An 18,622-nucleotide genomic window follows, 5' to 3' on the forward strand; every position below is an offset into this window, starting at 1 on the left:
CCGCGCGGCGCGCACGGCTCGCGCGCCGCCTGCATCGCACCCCGAATCAATCGAGAAACAGCGCAGCGCGCGCCTTCAGCGCCGCGCTGAAGTCGTCGAGCCAGCCGATCGACAGACGCCAGCTCTGCCAGTAGAGATCGATGTCGACGGTCCGCCCGCGCGACATGTCCACCAGCTCGCCCGCCGCCAGTTGGCGATCGACCATCCGGTCCGGGCACATCCCCCATCCCAATCCCGTTTCGCATGCGCGCAGGTAGCCTGCGACGTGCGGTATCCAGTGCTGCGGCGGATCGAGATCCGCGCGTGTCACGCGCCGGATGAAACGCGCCTGCAGCCCGTCCTTCGGATTGAACATCACGCACGGCGCGCGGCGCAGCGCGTCGCGCGTGATGCCCGCACCGAAATAGCGTTCGTAAAACACCGGCGAGCACACCGCGCGATAGCGGATGCGCCCGAGCCGCTCGGAGCGGCATCCCTGGATCGGCTCGGCCTGCGCGGTCACGGCGCCCTGCACGCTGCCGTCGCGAATGCGCGACGCCGTGTAATCCTGGTCGTCGATCACGAGGTCGAGCAACGTCTCGCGCTCCGTGCAGAACGGCCCGACCGCGTCGATGAACCACGTCGCGACGCTGTCGTCGTTGACGGCCACGCGCAACGTCGGCCACGCGCTCGCGATCTGGCCCGGCAGCGCCGGCATCCGGCCGCCCAGTTCGGCTTCGAGCAACTGCACGCGCTCGGTATGCCGGCACAGCAGCGCACCCGACGTTGTCGCGACGCACGGCTGCCCGCGCTTGACGAGCACGCTGCCGACGCGCTCCTCCAGCAGCTTCACGCGCTGCGACACGGCCGACGGCGTGACATTCAGCTCCTTGGCCGCCCGCTCGAACGAACCGTGCCGGATCACGGCCGCGAGGGCATCGAGCAACGCGTAGTCGAGCATTAGATTTCCTTAATCCGCATTAGGTGAATTAGCTTCTCTTATTTTCATGCTGACCGCAGACTAGCGCTACCCGATTCATTCGTCTACTGCTTCCACCGCTGCCCATCATCATGAACTGGCTCGCTTTTTCCCACGGCGCCGCCCTGTGCGGTTCGCTCATCGTCACCATCGGCGCGCAGAACGCGTTCGTCCTCCGCCAAGGCATCATGCGCGCGCATGTCGGCAAGATCGTGCTGCTGTGCGCGGTGTCCGACATGATCCTGATCGGCGCGGGCGTCGGTGGCGCGTCGGTGCTCGTCGAACGCTATCCGACCTTCGTTCATGCGGTGCTGTACGTCGGCCTCGCGTATCTCGCCTGGTTCGGCATCAACGCGCTGCGCCGCGCGTTCAAGCCGGGTCACGCAACGCTCGACGTGCGCGGCGACGCGGTCGCGCCGCCATCGCAAGGCGCACTCTCGATCGTGCTGATGACGCTTGCGTTCACATGGCTCAATCCGCACGTGTATCTCGACACGTTCCTGCTGATCGGCACGGCCGGCGCACGCGAGCCGGAAGGCGCGCGGCTCGCGTTCGCGATCGGCGCGATGACCGTCAGCGTCGTGTGGTTCCTCGGGCTCGGTTACGGCGCGCGACTGCTGGCGCCGTGGTTCCGCAAGGCCGTCGCGTGGCGCGTGCTGGATGGCGCGATCGGCAGCATGGTGCTGTTTCTCGCGGCTGTGCAGTTGCGCTGACCGACTCCCTCTCGCACGGGCGGCCGACTGCCGCCCGCGTCCCCTTCCGCGCCGGCGCAACGCCGGGCAGGCCGCCGCTCCTCTTCGCGCTCCCCGCTGCATAAAATCGCACCCGATCGAACGCAGCCATACGAAACACTCACGTAACGGACGAAGCGTCCGCCATCTGCTGCAAGTCACGCGTCATCGCGGCCACGCGCCGGCTGCACGAACCGAAGCGATCGGCGAGAATGTCCTGTGTCCCGCGACAACGGTGGATGCGCACCGCGCACCGCACCGTCCCGCCGCATTCGCATCGCCCCATCCCGCAGTTCAATCCCGTTACCCGCAGTTATCGGAGAGGAACATGGCACATCGCACACTCGGCACATCGACCATCCAGGTTTCGCCGCTCGCGTTCGGCGGCAACGTCTTCGGCTGGACCGTCGACGAGAACGCGTCGTTTTCGCTGCTCGACGCACTCGCCGACACCGGCATCAACTTCATCGACACGGCCGACGTCTATTCGGCCTGGGTACCCGGCAACAGCGGCGGCGAATCGGAAACGATCATCGGCAAGTGGCTCAAGCGCTCCGGCAAGCGCGAGCAGGTCGTGATCGCGACCAAGGTCGGCCTGCTGGGCGCACGCGCGGGGCTGACGAAGGACAACATCCTGAAGGCCGTCGACGAGTCGCTCGGCCGCCTGCAGACCGACTACATCGACCTGTATTTCTCGCACCGCGATCTCGCCGACACGGCCCCGCTCGAAGAAACGCTCGGTGCGTATCAGACGCTGATCGAAGCAGGCAAGGTGCGCATCATCGGCGCGTCGAACTACAGCGGCGCGCGCCTGCGCGAAGCCGCCACCATAAGCCAGCGCGACGGGCTGCCCGCGTACCAGGTCATCCAGCCCGAGTACAACCTGGTCGACCGCGCCGGCTACGAGCGCGATCTCGAGCCGGTCGTGCGCGACCTGAAGCTCGGCGTCGTCAACTACTACGCGCTCGCGAGCGGCTTCCTGTCGGGCAAGTACCGCAGCGAGGCCGACCTGAAGAAGAGCGTGCGCGGCGACCGCGTCGCCGGCTATCTCAACGAACGCGGGCTGCGCATCCTCGCGGCACTCGACGCCGTGTCGGCGAAGCACCACACGCAGCCGGCCGCGATCGCGCTCGCGTGGCAGATCGCGCGGCCGACGATCACCGCGCCGATCGCCAGCGCGACGTCGCTCGCGCAGCTCGAGCTGCTCGGCGAAGCGATCCGCATTCAGCTCGATCAGGACGACATCCGACAGATCGACGACGCCAGCGCGACCTGACATTCGCGGCGGCGGCAGCAGGGCGGTCGGTGGAGTCGCGCAATCCGCGCGGTTTCGCGACCGGCCTGTGTCATAGGTGCTTCGGTTTCGCCGTGTGTGCGGAGGCGGAAAGTTCGGAAATGACGGATGGATACAATGCGAGCATCCTTCGCGCCCGATCCCACCCACGCACACGACCGCCGATGACCCGAATCACGCGCCGCGCCCGATTCTCCCGCCTGTTCTCCGCAACGATTGCCGCACTGCTCGCCTGCGCGCCGGCCGCGTCCTTCGCTGGCTGGTACGAAATCGCGAACTACACCGGCACGATCGGCAATGCCCCCGTTCACGTGTCGCTGCAGACCTACGACGCAATCAACCGCAACGACGCGGGCCGCTGGCGCGTCGACGGCAGCTATTACTACGACGCGCATCGCAAGCCGATCCCGTTGCGGGGCCATCGCGAGCCCGACGGCCGCATGACGCTGTGCGAAGCCTCATCGCCCGCATCGAACGCCGATTCGCCGGTCGTGCCGGCTGCATCGCCAGCACGGCCGAAGCCTTGCCCGATTGCACTGACGGTCGTCGGTAAAACGGCAACCGGCACCTGGGACGACGGCCGCAACACGCTCCCGATCACGCTGAACGAAGTCGGGCGACTGAACGACAACGACCAGGGTCACTTCCAGCTCGACGGCACCGTCGATATTCCGATGTGGTACCGCACGAAGACGCACATGCTGGTCGGCACCTATGCGCTATCCGACAAGTGCGGTATCGCGATGCAGTCGCTGCGCGCCGTGAACATCGCGACAGGCCGCGTCGATCGCACGATCACGCTGGGTTGCGACGCGGGGATGGTGATGACGGCGATCTACGCGAACGTCGCCGACGCACGGCGGGCCGGCTACGTGAGCGTCGAGTTCCGTGACGGCAAGATGGGTTACGAGCAGGACGTGTCGCTCGGGCCGCCATCGTCTTCGTCCAAGTAAACACGTATCGCCTATCCGAAAATCGCGCCGAAGTTTTGACTCGCACGGCCGCTTTCGTTGACTCGGCCGGACATCGATCGCGCGTCCGCCCGCAGCGCCCCGCGGCAAGCGCGTCACACGCCGGCCCCGGGTCTTTCACGGATTGACCGCGCCATTCGACGTGCCCGAGACTGCGCCGCTCAGGCGGCCATTGGGAGAACGTCATGCCGGACACCAGCACGGAGATCGCCACGGTCTCGACGCGCGCCGTACGCGGCGCCGAGCGCGTCGAGTTCTGGGTCGACCATGTCGCGCGCACGCTCGTTCGTATCGAATGCAGCGGCAAGTCGTCCGAAGGGATCGACGCATCGATGCGCAAGCGCGATCTCGGGCTATTCAGCGCATGCGACATCGTCGCGAACCGGCACGCGGTCGTACGCACGCCGCACAACATTCACGCGGACCAGCGCGACGCCGTGTTCATCTGCCTGATGCACGAGGGGCGCGGCTATACGTTCCAGGACGTCGACTGCATGCAGCACGCGCCGGGCGACCTCGTGCTGTACGACACGTCGATGCCGTACGGTCACGGCTTTCCGGCCGACATGGCGATGACCGTGCTCGACGTGCCGCGCGACGTGTTCGAAGCGCGCGTCGGCCCGTGGCGCTACCGCAGCCTCGTCAAGATCGATCGCGACGACGGCGTGACGTCGTGGGCCGTGCGGCAGGTGTACGCACTGCTCGCCGCGCCGCAGGAACCGACGCCCGACGCGCGCGAACGGCGCGCCGCCGCGATCCTCGATCTCGTGCAGTCGATGCTGCGGCTGCGTGACGGCGATGCGTCGCCGACGAAGTCGACAGTCCACACACTGTCGCGCGCGAAAGCGTTCATCGACAGCCATCTCGCCGACGACGATCTCGACAGCCAGTCGGTGAGCCGCGCGATCAACCTGTCGCCGCGCCAGCTCGCGCGCGTGTTCGAGATCGAGGGGATGCCGCTCACGCGCTACATCCTCGCGCGGCGGCTCGAACGCTGCCGCGCCGACTTGCGCGACCGGTCGCTCAAGCACCTGACAGTCAGCGAAATCGCGTTCCGCTGGGGCTTCAACAACAGTGCGCACTTCAGCCGCAGCTATCGCGCGCGGTTCGGCGAGACGCCAAGCGACACGCGCGTGCCGGCCGACACGCGCTAGGGCCTGTTCGCACCGCCATCCGTCGCCGTGTCCCGGCGAGACAAGCACGGCGTCCGTCCCGGTCAAAAGGGGCCGCAACCCGCTCGCTAAGCTGGCTTCCTGTGCGGCGGCACTCGTTTCGCCGCCCGACAGCAAGGAGGAGAAGCGGGATGGAGACGTACGACCATATCGTCGTCGGTGGCGGTTCGGCCGGCTGTACGGTCGCGCATCGGCTGGTGAAGGCTGGCAGGCGTGTACTGCTGCTCGAGGACGGTCCGAAGGACGACAGCCTGTTCGTCCGGATTCCGGCAACGTTCATCCGGGTGCTCGGCACGCAGCGCACGGTCACGTTCGAGAGCGAGCCGCAGCCCGGTGCGGCGGGCCGCAAGACCTACGTGCCGCAGGGCCGCACGCTCGGCGGCGGCAGTTCGGTCAACGCGATGCTGTACGTGCGCGGCACGCGCGACGACTATGACGACTGGGCCGCGCTCGGCTGCACGGGCTGGGGCTGGGACGACGTGCTGCCGGTGTTCAAGCGCGCCGAATCGCACCTGCGGCTGTCCGAGCCGTTCCACGGCACCGACGGGCCGTTGAAGGTCGGCGACACGCGCTTCCGGCATCCGCTGAGCCTCGCGTTCGTGAAGGCCGCGCAGGAAGCCGGCATCGCGTACAACGACGACTTCAACGGCGCCGCGCAGCACGGCGTCGGCTTCTATCACACGACGATCTTCGACGGGCAGCGCGGCAGCACCGCAGCCACCTATCTGGCCGACGCGATTGCCCATCCGAACCTGCGCGTGCTGACCGGCTGCCGCGTGACGCGCATCCGGTTCGACGGGCGGCGTGCAACGGGCGTCGACTGGCGCAGCGAAAGCGGCGCAACGGGGTCGGCCGCCGCGCGCGGTGACGTCGTGCTCGCGGCCGGCGCGCTGAGCACGCCGAAGCTGCTGATGCTGTCTGGCATCGGGCCGGGCGCGCACCTGCATGCGCACGGCATCGACGTGCTGCACGACAGCCGTGAAGTCGGCGCGAACTACCAGGACCATCTCGAGGTATCGATCTACGGCCGCAGCCACGCGCCGGTCAGCCTGCTCGGCGAGGATCGCGGGCTGAAGGCGCTGCGGCACGGGCTGCAGTGGATGCTGTGCCGCACGGGCCTGCTGACGTCGAACGTCGTCGAATCGGGCGCGTTCGTCGACACGACGGGCAGCGGCCGCCCGGACATCCAGTTCCACGTGCTGCCGACGCTCGTCGGCGACGTCGATCGCGCGCCGCTGCCCGGCCACGGCCTGTCGATCAACCCGTGCCTGCTCAGGCCGCGCTCACGCGGCTCCGTGCAACTGCGCGGCAAGGATCCGGCCGCGCCGATCCTGTTCGACAGCGGCGCGCTGTCCGATCCGGCCGACGTCGACGGCCTCGTGCGCGGCGTCGCGCTCGCGCGGCAGATCATCCGCGCGCCATCGCTCGCGCGCATCGTCCGCGAAGCGGAGACGTTGACCGACGCGACACTCGCCGATTACGTGCGGCACCGCGCGAAAACCGTCTATCACCCGGCCGGCACGTGCCGCATGGGCAACGATGCGGAAGCAGTCGTCACGCCGCGCCTCGACGTGCAAGGCGTCGACGGATTGCGGATCTGCGACGCATCGGTAATGCCGCGCATCGTGTCCGGCAACACGAACGCGCCGACGATCATGATCGCGGAGCGCTGCGCGGAGTTCATGCTGGCGGAGTGACGCGGCGCACGTATTACGGCCTGGCGCGCCATGGAAACGCAAACGGCGCGTGACACACGCGCCGCCGAACCATCGGAAAACCTGCGTCAGCTCCCGCCCACACGCGCCGCATCGCGCAGCGCCATCGGCGACGCACCGTAGCGCTCACGAATCGCGCGGCTGAAGTGCGCCTGGCTCGAGAACCCCCAGCGAAACGCGATCTCGCCGATGCTCGTCTTGCGCAGCCGCGCATCGGTCAGCTCGCGATGCGCATGCGACAGCCGCTCCGACCAGATGTGCTGCGTGATCGACTCGCCTTCGGCCGCGAAGAGCCGGCCCAGGTGCCGCAGCGACAGCCCGACCGCATCGGCGACGGCCTGCGGCGCGAGCTCCGGCTCGCCGAGATGCGTCGCAATGTACTGCTTCGCGGTCAGCAGGTACGACAGCGACGCGCGCGACGCACCCGCGCCGTTTACTTCCGTGTCGATGAGTTCCGCGATCAGCGTGCGCGTGTGTTCGGCAAACCGCGCGGCGTCGCGCTCGACCGGATCCTTCATGAACCGCTCGACGCTCGCGCGCAACGTCGCGCCGAGCATCGCGCCCGCGCCCGGCTTCGGCGCGATCCGCAGCGGCAGCGCAGCCAGCTCCGCATCGAGCCGGTCGTCGAACGACGTGACCGGAATGTCGATCAGCAGCTGCCGCATCGGCGTCAGGAATCCGAACAGATAAGGCACGCGCGTGTCGTAGACGACCACATCGCCGGCCTCCGCGAGCAGGCACCGGTCGCGCTGGATGAAATACGCGCGCCCGCTCACGATCTGGCACGCAAACAGCGACTCCTTCGGCAGCTGGCGCACCAGTGCGGGGCCGCGTTCGATCACGTGATCCTGGCCGCTGATGTCGGCGATGCCGAGGCCCGGCAGCGCGATGTCGGTCTTCTCGACCTCGAGCCCGGCCGGCGACAGCGACGAGCAGCGCAGCCCGACCAGCGTCGCCGCATTGAACGCATCCCAGTACGCCATCCTGTCGCGCGCCGGCACGTCGGCCGTCGAGCCTCGCGTGCATGAAAGAACGGTCGAATTCGTCACGTCACCTCCTGCGGGCGCCTGTCGTGCGGAGCGGCACGGATTGGGGGATGGTTCGTCTGGATTTTGGTGCGGTGCAATGTCCGGCGCGGTCAAGCAATTCGTCCAGCCCAGTCAAGAGCGGCGCCCACCGGCTGGCTAAAGTCGAGCCCACGACAACCCACACAAGGAGACAAGCCGTGGTCGACAAAGCCGTATCCGAATTCTGGCAAGACATCCCGGCGATTGCCAATCCGTTCAAGCCCGATGCGCTGCCCGAAGCGTACATCCCGAACGCGGCCACCGACGACGAGCGCTATTACGTTCCGTTCACCGAAACGGTTTCGTCTCGACCGCTGTGGATCTCGCCGTCGCAGAACAAGTGGTGCGACATCCTGATGGCGAAGGAAGCCGGGCTCGTGAACCGGCACTATCACCCGCACGAGGTGTTCGCGTACACGCTGTCGGGAAAATGGGGCTACCTGGAGCATGAATGGACCGCGACGCGCGGCGATTTCGTGTACGAGACGCCCGGCGAAGGCCACACGCTGGTCGCGTTCGATCATCCCGAGCCGATGCGCGCGTTCTTCATCGTCAAGGGGCCGCTGATCTGGCTCGACGAAGCAGGCAACCCCGACGGCTACTTCGACGTGCACTCGTACATCGCGATGTGCAAGGCGCACTACGAGAAGGTCGGCCTCGGCGCGCAAGCGATCGAGAAGCTGTTCCGCTGACGCACGGCGAGGCCTCCCATGACATCCCCCTCCTCATCCGGATCCGCCTGGACGTACGAGAACAGGCTGCTGCTGATCCTGTTCATGACGTTCGGCTTCGTGTTCTTCGACCGCCTCGCGCTGTCGTTCCTGTTCCCGTTCATGTCGGCCGAGCTGCACCTGACGAACACGCAGCTCGGCATGGTGTCGTCCGCGCTCGCGCTCACGTGGGCGCTGTCGGGTGCTGCGACCGGCGCATGGTCCGATGCGCGCGGCACGCGCAAGCCGCTGCTGATCGCGGCCGTGCTCGGGTTTTCCGTGTGCTCGGCATTGTCCGGGCTCGTCGGCGGCTTCGCGAGCCTGATCGCATTCCGCGCGCTGATGGGCATCGCCGAAGGCCCCGTGCTGCCGCTGTCGCAATCGCTGATGGTCGAAAGCTCGACACCGAGCCGTCGCGGATTGAACATGGGCCTGCTGCAAGGCTCGGCCGCCGGCCTGCTCGGCGCGATGATCGGGCCGCCGGTCGTGATCGGCATCGCGACCACGTACGGCTGGCGCGAGGCGTTCTACGTCTCGTGCATCCCGGGCTTCCTGATCGCGTTCTGCATCTGGCGCTGGGTGCGCGAAGTGCCGCCCGGCGGCGTGCGGCACGCGCAGGCCGATACCGCCGCGGTACCGGCCGCAAGCGGCGGCGCCGAGGTCAACCGCTGGGCGCTGCTGAAGGAACGCAACATCCTGCTGTGCGTGCTGATCAGTTGCTTCTTCCTCACGTGGTTCGTCGTGATCATCTCGTTCGCACCGGTGTTCCTCGTGGAAAGCCGTCACCTGTCGCCGTCCGGCATGGGCGTCGTGATGACCTGCCTCGGTGCCGCGTGGGTGTTCTGGGGCTTCGCGGTGCCGGCGATCTCCGACCGGATCGGCCGCAAGCCGACGATGATCGCGTTCGCGCTGATCGCGGCCGCGTGCCCGGTCGCGCTGATCCACGTCGGCTCGGTCTGGGCGCTCGGCGCGCTCGTGTTCGCCACGTACACGGGCCTCGGCTGCTTCACGCTGTTCATGGCGACGATCCCGGCCGAAACGGTGCCGCCGCGCGCGATCGCCAGCGCGCTCGGGCTGATCATGGGCGCCGGCGAGCTGATCGGCGGCTTCGTCGCGCCGACCGTCGCCGGCTTCGCGGCCGACAAGTACGGCCTGCAGTTCGCGATGTGGACGTCGACCGCCGGCGCGATCCTCGCGTGCGTGCTGTCGTTCGGCCTCGTCGAAACCGCGCCCGCCGTGCTGCGCAAGCGCGCGCTCGCCGGTTCTGCCGCCGGCCGCCTCGATACGCAAAACCTCGGAGGACGCTGACATGCGGGCACTTCAATGGCATGGCCCGCGCGACGTCCGTCTTGTCGAAATCGACACGCCGCGCGTCGGCCCCGGCGACGTGCGCATCGCGGTCGCGTATTGCGGGATCTGCGGCAGCGACCTGCATGAATATGCGGACGGCCCGCATGCGATTCCGGTCGACACGCCGCATCCGCTGTCGCGCCGCACCGCTCCGCTGACGCTCGGCCACGAGTTCTGCGGCACCGTCGTCGAAGTCGGCGAAGGCGTGACGGCGCTGCGCGCGGGCGACCGCGTCGCGGTCGAGCCCGAATACCGCTGCAGCCAGTGCGCGTACTGCCGCGCCGGGTCGTACAACCTGTGCGTGTCGATGGGCTTCGCCGGGCTGATGGGCGACGGCGGGATGGCCGACTTCGCGGTCGTGCCGGCCTACATGCTGCATCGCCTGCCCGACGGCGTAAGCCTCGAACAGGCCGCGGTGATGGAGCCGGCCGCCGTCGCGCTGCACGCGCTGCGGCGCGGCGAACTGCGGCTCGGCGAGACCTGTGCGGTGTTCGGGCTCGGCCCGATCGGTCTACTGCTGATCATGCTCGCGAAACTGCAGGGCGCGACGACGATCGTAGCGGTCGACGTATCACCCGAACGGCTCGCGGCGGCCACGCGTTTCGGCGCGACGCACGCGTTCGACGCGCGCGGGCTCGATGCGTCCACGTTGCAGGACGCAATTCGCGCGGCCACGGGCGGGCTCGGCGTCGATACGAGCTTCGAAGCGGCCGGATTGCAGGCCACGTTCGAATCGGCGATGCGGGCACTGCGCAAGGGCGGCCGCCTCGTGATGGTCGGCCTGATGCCGCATGCGGGCTTCGATGCGTTTCGCGCGGTCAACGACGAGCTGACGTTCACGGCGAGCGTCGGCTACCGGCATGCCTACGAAGACCTGCTGCGGATCGTCGCGTCGGGCGCGCTCGACCTCACGTCGATCGTCACGCGCACCGTGTCGCTTGAAGACGCCGTCGCCGACGGCTTCGACGCGCTGCTCGCCGACCGCACGCAGATCAAGATCCTCGTTTCACCCGCGCAGCGGCCGGCCCGTCGCGCACCAACCACCGGGAGTGTCGAGCATGAGTCGTCAGTGGGCGTTTGAACGCAAGTCCGTCGTCGTGACGGGCGGCACGTCGGGCATCGGCGCGCGCACCGCGCTGCGGTTCGCGGAAGCGGGCGCGTCGGTCGTCGCGCTCGGGCTCGACGCCGCCGGCCCACACGCGCCCGTACATGCGGGCATCCGCTGCGTGGAGCTCGACGTGACCGACAGCGACGCGCTGACGCGCACGATCGCGGCGCTGCCGCGGCTCGACGTGCTCGTCAACGGCGTCGGCATCAGCCGGCACGCGGACGAATACCGGATGGACCAGTTCGAGCTCGTGCTGAACGTGAACCTGACGTCGGTGATGCGCGCGTCCGATGCCGCACGGCCGGCGCTGTCGGCACACGGCGGCAGCATCGTCAATGTCGCGTCGATGTACACGTACTTCGGCAGCAAGGACCGGCCCGCCTACAGCGCGAGCAAGGGCGGCATCGCGCAGCTCACGCGCTCGCTCGCACAGGCATGGGCCGATCGCGGCATCCGCGTGAACGCGGTCGCGCCCGGCTGGATCGACACGCCGCTCAGTACCGGGCTGATGGCCGACGCGCTGGCGTCGCGCCGCATCCTCGATCGCACGCCGCTCGGGCGCTGGGGCTCGGCCGACGAGGTCGCGGACGTGATCCTGTTCCTGTGCTCGCCCGGCGCGTCGTTCGTGACGGGCGCGGTCGTGCCGGTGGACGGCGGGTACTCGACGGTCTAGCCCACGGCGCGCACGGCATCGGCAGGTTCACGACACCCGCCGATGCCCGTTGCGCGGCCCGGTCCCTTTCTGCTGCCCCTGAACCACGATTCCCCGGTTCTGATTTATTCATATCAATCAGTAGTCCAATCAAAAATATCCGATCCGATCGGAAACATGTGAGGAGCACTTTGGAGATGACGAAAAAGACCCTACTGGTACTTGCGGCGGCCTGCACGATTCCGGCTGCGGCGTTTGCACAGAGCAGCGTGACGATGTTCGGGCTGATGGATGCCGGCATCAGCTATGTCAGCAACCAGAGCGGCCACGGCGCCGCGAAATTCGACGACAACATCTTCTTTCCGAACCTGCTCGGCTTCGAGGGCAAGGAAGATCTCGGCGCGGGCACGCGCGCGATCTTCCGGCTCGTGAACCAGTACTCGCTCGGCAACGGCTCGATCATCGGCGGCGGGTTGTTCGCGCGCACGGCCTACGTCGGGCTGCAGAACGACCGGTACGGCACGCTGACGCTCGGCAACCAGTACGAGTTCATGGTCGATTCGCTGGCCGCGAGCGGCAACGAGATCGCACAGGATCTCGTCGGCCTGTACGGCTTTCGCAACGGGCCGTTCGACAAGCTCGCGCTGCCGAACAACCCGACCGGCGCATTCGACTGGGACCGCGTCGCCGGCAGCAATCGCGTCGCGAATTCGGTCAAGTACACGAGCCCGTCGCTGTCGGGCCTCACCTTCGGCGCGCTGTACGGCTTCGGCAACGTCGCCGGGTCGGTCGGCGCGAACAACACGGTCAGCGTCGGCGCGAGCTACGACAACGGCCCGTTCGGCGCAGGCGCGGCCTATACGAACCAGAAATACGGCGCGGCCGGCGGATTGCCGCCCACCAGCGTGCGCAACTGGGGCGCGGGCGTGCACTACACGGTCGGCACGGTCACGGGGAAGGCGCTTTTCACGACCGTACGCAACGCGCGGAACGGCGCGGGTGCGTGGTCGGCCGAAGCCGGTGCGGCGTGGCGGCCGTCGCCGGTATGGGTAATCGGCGCGAGCTACACGTACATGTTGGGTAACGACACGCTCGACAACGCGCATGCACATCAATTCCTGGCCGCCGTCCAGTACTGGCTGTCGAAACGCACGATGGTGTACGTCGCCGGCGTGCATCAGCGCACCGGCCACGGCAGCAACGCGCAGATCAACGGCGTGATGGACGCGAACGGTGCATCGAGCGGCGCACTGCAGTCGATTGCGCGGATCGGGTTCAGTACGCGGTTCTAACGGCGAAAAACAGGCGCCGGCCGCGGTATCGCGGCCGATGCCGGCGTCGATACGCGGGACGCGGCGCAGCGCCTTCGCGAGATCGTCGAAGCGACGCATGCATCGGGAATAAATCCGGCGCGGCACCGGTACATCGGGTGTCGCCACGCCGTTCGCCGCACCGGACACGCGGGTGCGCGGCACCCCACCCGAATCAGCGAGATCGCTCATGTCACAGCCCAACCACACCGCCTACGCACGCTTCGCGATCGCCATGCATTGGTCAATCGCGATCCTGATCCTGTTGAACCTGTCGATCGGGCTCTACATGGATACGTATCCGCACAACTCGTCGCAGTTCAACGGCATCCTGTTCTATCACGCGTCGATCGGCAGCCTGATCTTCATGCTGACCGTGCCGCGCCTCGTCTGGCGCGCGACGCACACGCCGCCGCCGCTGCCGGACAGCGTTCCGGCCTGGCAGGCGCGGATCGCCGGCGCGTTGCACGGCGTGCTGTACCTGCTGCTGTTTCTCGTGCCGCTGACCGGCTACGTGCATCGCCTCACAGGCGCACACGCGGTCAGCTTCTTCGGCCTCACGGAACTGCCGGTGCTCGTCGGTCGCGACGAACCGTTGCGACTCCTGACGGATACGCTGCATCGCGCGCTGGTGCTGACGCTCGGCCTGCTGCTGGCCCTGCACGTCGGCGCCGCAGTGAAGCACAAGTTCGTCGATCGCGACGGCGTGGCGGAACGGATGGGGATCTGAAGGAAACGGGAACACGCGCCGGTACGCGGCGCGTCCTTCATTGGCGACTCACCGCGAACCGCAGCGATTCCGGCGGACGATCTCGGGGTCGAAGCTCGCATGCCCAGGCGAAATCCGCATCATCACCAGTTTCGCCTCGCCGCCCGGTGTCGACCACAGGCTTATCTGCGTCAGGTCGATGCCGTTCGACGACTTCAGCCAGCGCACCATGCGGACCGGATCCGGGAAGCAGGTCGTCGCGCCTTCGTTGTCCTCGACGATGGTCCCGTACGCTTTCAGCGTCGCACGCATCGCGTCGACAGCCTGCGTTCGTGACACGGTGGCGTGCATCGCGTCAGCCGCATCGTCGTAGATCGCGTCGAACGCCTGCGTGTTGAAGCGTTGCACGGCCAACGCTTCCGCCCGAAGTGCGGCCTGCCGGTTGTCGGCGTAGTAGCCGAAATGAATGCGCGCGCCGAGCGCGAACAATGCGACGCCCGTCAGCGCGACCAGCGCCAGTGCGACCTTCCATGTACGGCTCGCGGCTTTGGATCCCATGGTCGGTGACCTCTTACGCGATATCGGCGACATCGTGCATGTCAAGCCGTCCAGCATCGGTTGTCAATCCGCGCGAATCCTCGATGCGTTGCCGGGCCTCGGCGACGATACGCAGCGATTCGCGGACGAATCCGTCATCCGTCGTCGCTTCGAGAAGCAGCGCATCGGCGCGTTGACGCCGGTCTTGGCGGGGATTGTGCGGCAGGATGAACGTCATTCGAATTTTCCAAGGCGCGAAAAACGAGAGCCGCGTCCAGCGGCTTTTCGAACCGCCTCTGAAGCGTGCTCGCCCGGGCGAGCGGGCCGATTGTCGCCACTGCGTACGCGGACCACAACACGCCGGCAGGGAAATTGACCATTGTTGACATGGGCTGCGACGCGCGAGGTCATCGCGCGATGCACGGCATCACCCATCCCACCCCCATCCAACCCCAAATAAATCCCCTTGACGCCCTATCTTTCGATATATATCTTTAGATATGTTTTTCGACATATAGGACAGGATCATGCGACACAATCACTTCCGCGGCCATGACCGTTGCGACGGTCATGGTGCGCATGCCCGCCCCGACTGGTTCGCCGGTCTCTGGCACGCGATCGGCCGCCACCGTCGCGGCCACGACATGTTCGGTGGCGGCCCGTTCGGCGGCCGGGGCGGGCGCGGCGGCTTTGGCGATTTCGGCGACGACGGCATGCCGCGCGGCCGCCAGTTCAGCTCCGACGATCTCCAGCTGCTGCTGCTCGCGCTGGTCGCCGAGCAGCCGAGCCACGGCTACGAGCTGATCAAGGCGCTCGACACGCGTTCGAACGGTTTCTACAGCCCGAGCCCCGGCATGGTGTATCCGGCACTCACGTATCTGGAAGAAGTCGGCTTCGTCGCGTCGCAGGCGGAAGGCAACCGCAAGCGCTATGCGCTGACCGACGCCGGCCGCGCGCATCTCGATGCGCAGCGCGAACGCGTCGACACGCTGTTCGCCCGCCTCACGCACCTCGCCCGCAAGATGGAGTTCATGCGCCGCGCGTTCGCCGGGGAATCGGCAGGCAACGAAGCACCGGACGAATCGCAGGCCGGCTGGCTGCCGGAGTTCGTCGAGGCGCGCGTCGCGCTCAAGCGCGCGCTGCTGCACAAGAGCGCCGCCGATGCCGACGAACAACGCCGCATCGCGGCCATCATGCGCCGCGCGACGGCCGAAATCGAAGGCGGCTCCGGCGCGTGATTCGCGCAGCCCCGTCAAACCTCAAGGAGAACGGATCGATGCAGAACACATCCGAGCGCACCGTGACCCGCGTGCGCCATACCCTCAAGTTCCGCCTGCTGCAGGTCCTGCGTGTGCATGCCGTGACACCGCACCTGCTGCGCGTCACGCTCGGCGGCCCCGATCTCGCGGATTTCGAATCCGCGTCGTTCGACGATCACGTGAAGGTGTTTTTCCCGCCGCCCGGCGCCGAACGGCCCGCGATGCCGACGCTCGGCGCGAACGGCCCCGAGTTTCCGGAAGGCGAGCCGAAGCCGGTCGCGCGCGACTTCACGCCGCGCCGCTTCGACCGCGCCGCCTGCGAACTCGATCTGGAATTCGTGCTGGCCCATCCGGGCCCCGCGTCGCAGTGGGCGGCACAGGCACGGGTCGGCCAATGGCTCGGCATCGGCGGCCCGCGCGGTTCGTTCGTCGTCCCGACCGGTTTCGACTGGCATCTGCTGATCGGCGACGATACGGCGCTACCGGCCGTCGCGCGGCGTCTCGAGGAGTTGCCGGCCGGTGCGCGTGCGGCCGTCGTGCTGGAAGTGGCCGATCGTGCCGCGCAGATCGCGTTCGACACGCGCGCCGACGTGCATGAAGTCTGGCGCTTCCGCGCCGAAGCCGACGCGGCAGAGGGCGATGCGCTGCTGAATGCCGTCCGCGACCTGCCGTTGCCGCCGTCCGGCGACGGCTACGTGTGGGCGGCCGGCGAAGCGCTGTCGATGCGTGCGGTCCGCCAGCACCTGACCGGCGAGCGCGGCGTCGACAAATCGCGCATCCGCGCGGCGGCCTACTGGAAGCGCGGCGCGGCGGCCGTGCACGAAACGCTGGAAGACTGACGGATACGGACGCCCGATATAGGCGTGCCCGGCAACGGGCGCCCGGTCGACCGGCGGATGACACAATCGTGGCGTCCGCGCACCAGCGGGCTTGGCATCGGCATCGCGGCTGGTATATATCTGTGTGTGCGACGCCGCTGTCGGGCGACAGCCGCCGCAGCCCGCCCAGGAGCGCCCGGTCATGACAAAAGAAAGCCACGCTTCGCCTTTCCTTCGCAACCTGAAGATCGTCGGCTATTGCGGCCTCGCCGCGGTGGTACTCGCACTGTTCGTCGCGATGTGCGCGATCCTGAAGGAAAGCGCCCTCGATCGCGATGCCGCTCAGCACCCGACCGATACGGCTGAACTGCACGATGCGGGCGGCGGCCCGTCCGCATCGGCCGAATCGGCCAAGACACCCGGCTGACGGCGTCCTGCCCGATTGCCTTTCACTCAGGGCGCGTGCCGGCGCCCCATCACGACCGCGTGCACCGAATCGCCGATCCGTTCGAGCAGCACGATCACGCGTTGCCCGTACAGGTGCGCGGCCAGCGCGCCGGCCGTGCCGACCAGCACGCCGCCCGCCATGTCGAACGGCCAGTGCACGCCCGCATAGATGCGCCCCCACGCAATCGCCACGGCCAGCGCGGCCATCACGAACCCGGTCACGCGAGTCGTGCCGCCGAGCATCAGGCCGACCGCCATGCTCCACGCGAACGTCATGTGATCGCTCGGAAACGAGCTGTCCGGCGCATGCGGAATCAGCTGCGTGCCGACGCCGGCCATGAACGGGCGCGGCGAGAACCAGAAATGCCCGATCACTTGCGCGAGCACGAGCGCCGCGCATACGCCGACGCCGGCTTCGATCGCCTGGCGCCGTGTCGGGCGCGCACCGAAGATCCAGGTCAGCAGCAGCATCGCCGGCAGTGCATAGACGAGCCAGTCGGCGGCGAAGATGGCGAGTCGGGCGACGCCCGGCTGCGGCGCAACCCCGGCGTTGATGGCGGAAAAGAGGGTGAGATTGAGGTTCTGCATGAATCCGGTTGCGTGGGGCGTAAAAAATCGACCGGTGCCCGGCCTGATACGAACGATGCTAGGGCGCGCCCGCTTAAGCGATGCTTAATACGGCGGTGGCAGCCGCCGCCGCGGCCGGCGAAGCCCGCTGCGGCGAACGCACTTAGAGCCTGCACTGCAACACAAGTTCACACAATTGTCATATTCCCGCGCGACTGTCTCCCGTAAAGGCTCACCTTTTTCACATCGTGGCGTCATCGACGCGTGCGACCATCGGGCCGCCGGGCGCCTTCCCTGCCGTTTGCATCGTTCATCTCAATATTTACGCCGCAAATTATTCGAAATCGGCAACAATTAATTCCATATGCGGCATCGCACAACGGCAACGCACAGGCATACGATTACGAGCACTCATCCACGAAGCGATCAACAACAAGGAGTCCGCATGAAAGCCAGCGATGTCCGATCGAAAGCGTTTGCGATGCCGTTGACCAGCCCTGCCTTCCCGATGGGCCCGTACCGTTTCGTCGATCGTGAGTTTCTGATCATCACGTATCGCACCGATCCGGATCGTCTCCGTGAAATTGTCCCCGAGCCGCTGCAGATCACCGAGCCGCTCGTGCATTACGAATTCATTCGCATGGCCGATTCGACCGGCTTCGGCGACTACACCGAAAGCGGCCAGGTCATCCCCGTCGAATACAACGGCCAGCCGGGCGGCTATACGCTCGCGATGTATCTCGACGATCACCCGCCGATCGCCGGCGGCCGCGAGCTGTGGGGCTTCCCGAAGAAACTCGCGTCGCCCACGCTGCACGTGAACACCGATCACATCCTCGGTACGCTCGACTACGGCAAGGTGCGCGTCGCCACCGGCACGATGGGCTACAAGCACAAGGAACTCGACATCGACGAGCAGACGAAGCGTCTCGCCGGCCCCAATTTCCTGCTGAAGATCATCCCGCACGTCGACGGCACCGCGCGCGTGTGCGAACTGGTGCGCTATTACATGCAGGACATCAAGATGAAGGGCGCGTGGACGGGCCCGGCGTCGCTCGAACTGGCGCCGCACGCACTGGCGCCGGTGGCCGACCTGCCCGTGCTCGAAATCGTCGAAGCCCGGCACCTGGTCGCAGATTTGACGCTGGGCCTCGGCGAAGTCGTCTACGATTACCTGGCTCAATAACACGTCCGCTGTCCTTTCTCCCTGTCAATCCTTTCACCACGGGAATTCGAACATGAGCAAC

The 18,622-nt window shown here is 67.3% G+C and carries 20 protein-coding genes; 15 read left to right on the forward strand and 5 right to left on the reverse strand.

Annotated elements, in window-relative coordinates; genetic code table 11:
* Window positions 1–46 precede the first annotated feature (46 nt).
* On the reverse strand, window positions 47–940 hold the full coding sequence (locus tag U5798_RS15950; protein ID WP_085038216.1) for a LysR family transcriptional regulator ArgP: 894 nt from the start codon (window positions 938–940) through the stop codon (window positions 47–49).
* Window positions 941–1,050: 110 nt separating this feature from the next.
* Between U5798_RS15950 and U5798_RS15955 the strand changes: the two genes are divergently transcribed.
* The 5 genes from U5798_RS15955 (at window position 1,051) to U5798_RS15975 (ending at window position 6,823) form a co-directional block, all read left to right on the forward strand.
* Window positions 1,051–1,671: a LysE/ArgO family amino acid transporter gene (locus U5798_RS15955; protein WP_124456754.1), complete on the forward strand. Its 621-nt coding sequence runs from the start codon at window positions 1,051–1,053 to the stop codon at window positions 1,669–1,671.
* Between the two features lie 346 nt (window positions 1,672–2,017).
* Window positions 2,018–2,965 carry an aldo/keto reductase gene (locus U5798_RS15960; RefSeq protein ID WP_322082617.1) on the forward strand — a complete coding sequence of 316 codons (948 nt, stop codon included), beginning with the start codon at window positions 2,018–2,020 and terminating at the stop codon, window positions 2,963–2,965.
* 182 nt (window positions 2,966–3,147) lie between these two features.
* Complete coding sequence (locus U5798_RS15965) at window positions 3,148–3,936, forward strand: hypothetical protein (RefSeq protein ID WP_322082618.1); 789 nt, start codon at window positions 3,148–3,150, stop codon at window positions 3,934–3,936.
* A gap of 203 nt (window positions 3,937–4,139) precedes the next feature.
* Window positions 4,140–5,108 (forward strand): helix-turn-helix domain-containing protein, encoded by a 969-nt coding sequence (locus tag U5798_RS15970; protein ID WP_124456756.1) that lies wholly within the window; start codon window positions 4,140–4,142, stop codon window positions 5,106–5,108.
* Between the two features lie 149 nt (window positions 5,109–5,257).
* The gene (locus U5798_RS15975; protein ID WP_124456757.1) at window positions 5,258–6,823 is read left to right on the forward strand and encodes a GMC family oxidoreductase; all 1,566 of its coding nucleotides are present in this window, start codon (window positions 5,258–5,260) and stop codon (window positions 6,821–6,823) included.
* An 86-nt stretch (window positions 6,824–6,909) separates the two neighbouring features.
* Here the strand turns inward: U5798_RS15975 and U5798_RS15980 are convergent, their stop codons facing one another.
* Window positions 6,910–7,890 carry a helix-turn-helix domain-containing protein gene (locus U5798_RS15980; protein ID WP_322082619.1) on the reverse strand — a complete coding sequence of 327 codons (981 nt, stop codon included), beginning with the start codon at window positions 7,888–7,890 and terminating at the stop codon, window positions 6,910–6,912.
* A 176-nt stretch (window positions 7,891–8,066) separates the two neighbouring features.
* Here U5798_RS15980 and U5798_RS15985 point away from each other — a divergent pair, with 176 nt between their 5' ends.
* From U5798_RS15985 to U5798_RS16010, 6 genes are all read left to right on the forward strand, one after another.
* Entirely contained in the window at window positions 8,067–8,600 is a 534-nt protein-coding gene (locus U5798_RS15985; RefSeq protein ID WP_124456759.1) for a 2,4'-dihydroxyacetophenone dioxygenase family protein, read from the forward strand.
* 18 nt (window positions 8,601–8,618) lie between these two features.
* Window positions 8,619–9,926, forward strand: coding sequence for an MFS transporter (locus tag U5798_RS15990; RefSeq protein WP_322082620.1), 1,308 nt, complete (start codon window positions 8,619–8,621; stop codon window positions 9,924–9,926).
* Window position 9,927: 1 nt separating this feature from the next.
* A complete protein-coding gene (locus tag U5798_RS15995) occupies window positions 9,928–11,049 on the forward strand; it encodes a 2,3-butanediol dehydrogenase (protein ID WP_124456761.1) in 1,122 nt (373 codons plus the stop codon).
* Entirely contained in the window at window positions 11,027–11,749 is a 723-nt protein-coding gene (locus tag U5798_RS16000) for an SDR family NAD(P)-dependent oxidoreductase (protein WP_124456762.1), read from the forward strand. Before U5798_RS15995 ends, U5798_RS16000 begins: the two co-directional genes overlap by 23 nt.
* A gap of 176 nt (window positions 11,750–11,925) precedes the next feature.
* Window positions 11,926–13,020, forward strand: a complete 1,095-nt coding sequence (locus tag U5798_RS16005) for a porin (RefSeq protein ID WP_322082621.1) — start codon at window positions 11,926–11,928, stop codon at window positions 13,018–13,020.
* A 208-nt stretch (window positions 13,021–13,228) separates the two neighbouring features.
* On the forward strand, window positions 13,229–13,768 hold the full coding sequence (locus U5798_RS16010) for a cytochrome b (RefSeq protein WP_322082622.1): 540 nt from the start codon (window positions 13,229–13,231) through the stop codon (window positions 13,766–13,768).
* Window positions 13,769–13,816: 48 nt separating this feature from the next.
* Here the strand turns inward: U5798_RS16010 and U5798_RS16015 are convergent, their stop codons facing one another.
* Window positions 13,817–14,305: a hypothetical protein gene (locus tag U5798_RS16015; RefSeq protein WP_322082623.1), complete on the reverse strand. Its 489-nt coding sequence runs from the start codon at window positions 14,303–14,305 to the stop codon at window positions 13,817–13,819.
* 13 nt (window positions 14,306–14,318) lie between these two features.
* Entirely contained in the window at window positions 14,319–14,522 is a 204-nt protein-coding gene (locus U5798_RS16020) for a hypothetical protein (RefSeq protein WP_322082624.1), read from the reverse strand.
* 289 nt (window positions 14,523–14,811) lie between these two features.
* Between U5798_RS16020 and U5798_RS16025 the strand changes: the two genes are divergently transcribed.
* The 3 genes from U5798_RS16025 (at window position 14,812) to U5798_RS16035 (ending at window position 16,788) form a co-directional block, all read left to right on the forward strand.
* A complete protein-coding gene (locus U5798_RS16025) occupies window positions 14,812–15,522 on the forward strand; it encodes a PadR family transcriptional regulator (protein ID WP_124456767.1) in 711 nt (236 codons plus the stop codon).
* A gap of 38 nt (window positions 15,523–15,560) precedes the next feature.
* Window positions 15,561–16,382: a siderophore-interacting protein gene (locus U5798_RS16030; protein ID WP_322082625.1), complete on the forward strand. Its 822-nt coding sequence runs from the start codon at window positions 15,561–15,563 to the stop codon at window positions 16,380–16,382.
* A gap of 181 nt (window positions 16,383–16,563) precedes the next feature.
* Window positions 16,564–16,788 (forward strand): hypothetical protein, encoded by a 225-nt coding sequence (locus U5798_RS16035; RefSeq protein WP_124456769.1) that lies wholly within the window; start codon window positions 16,564–16,566, stop codon window positions 16,786–16,788.
* Between the two features lie 26 nt (window positions 16,789–16,814).
* Here U5798_RS16035 and U5798_RS16040 read toward each other — a convergent pair whose 3' ends face one another.
* Window positions 16,815–17,396 carry an undecaprenyl-diphosphatase gene (locus tag U5798_RS16040; RefSeq protein ID WP_322082626.1) on the reverse strand — a complete coding sequence of 194 codons (582 nt, stop codon included), beginning with the start codon at window positions 17,394–17,396 and terminating at the stop codon, window positions 16,815–16,817.
* Between the two features lie 424 nt (window positions 17,397–17,820).
* Between U5798_RS16040 and U5798_RS16045 the strand changes: the two genes are divergently transcribed.
* Complete coding sequence (locus U5798_RS16045; protein ID WP_322082627.1) at window positions 17,821–18,561, forward strand: acetoacetate decarboxylase; 741 nt, start codon at window positions 17,821–17,823, stop codon at window positions 18,559–18,561.
* The last annotated feature ends 61 nt before the right edge of the window (window positions 18,562–18,622 follow it).

This window comes from Burkholderia sp. BCC1972, assembly GCF_905339605.1.
Classification (GTDB): Bacteria; Pseudomonadota; Gammaproteobacteria; order Burkholderiales; family Burkholderiaceae; genus Burkholderia.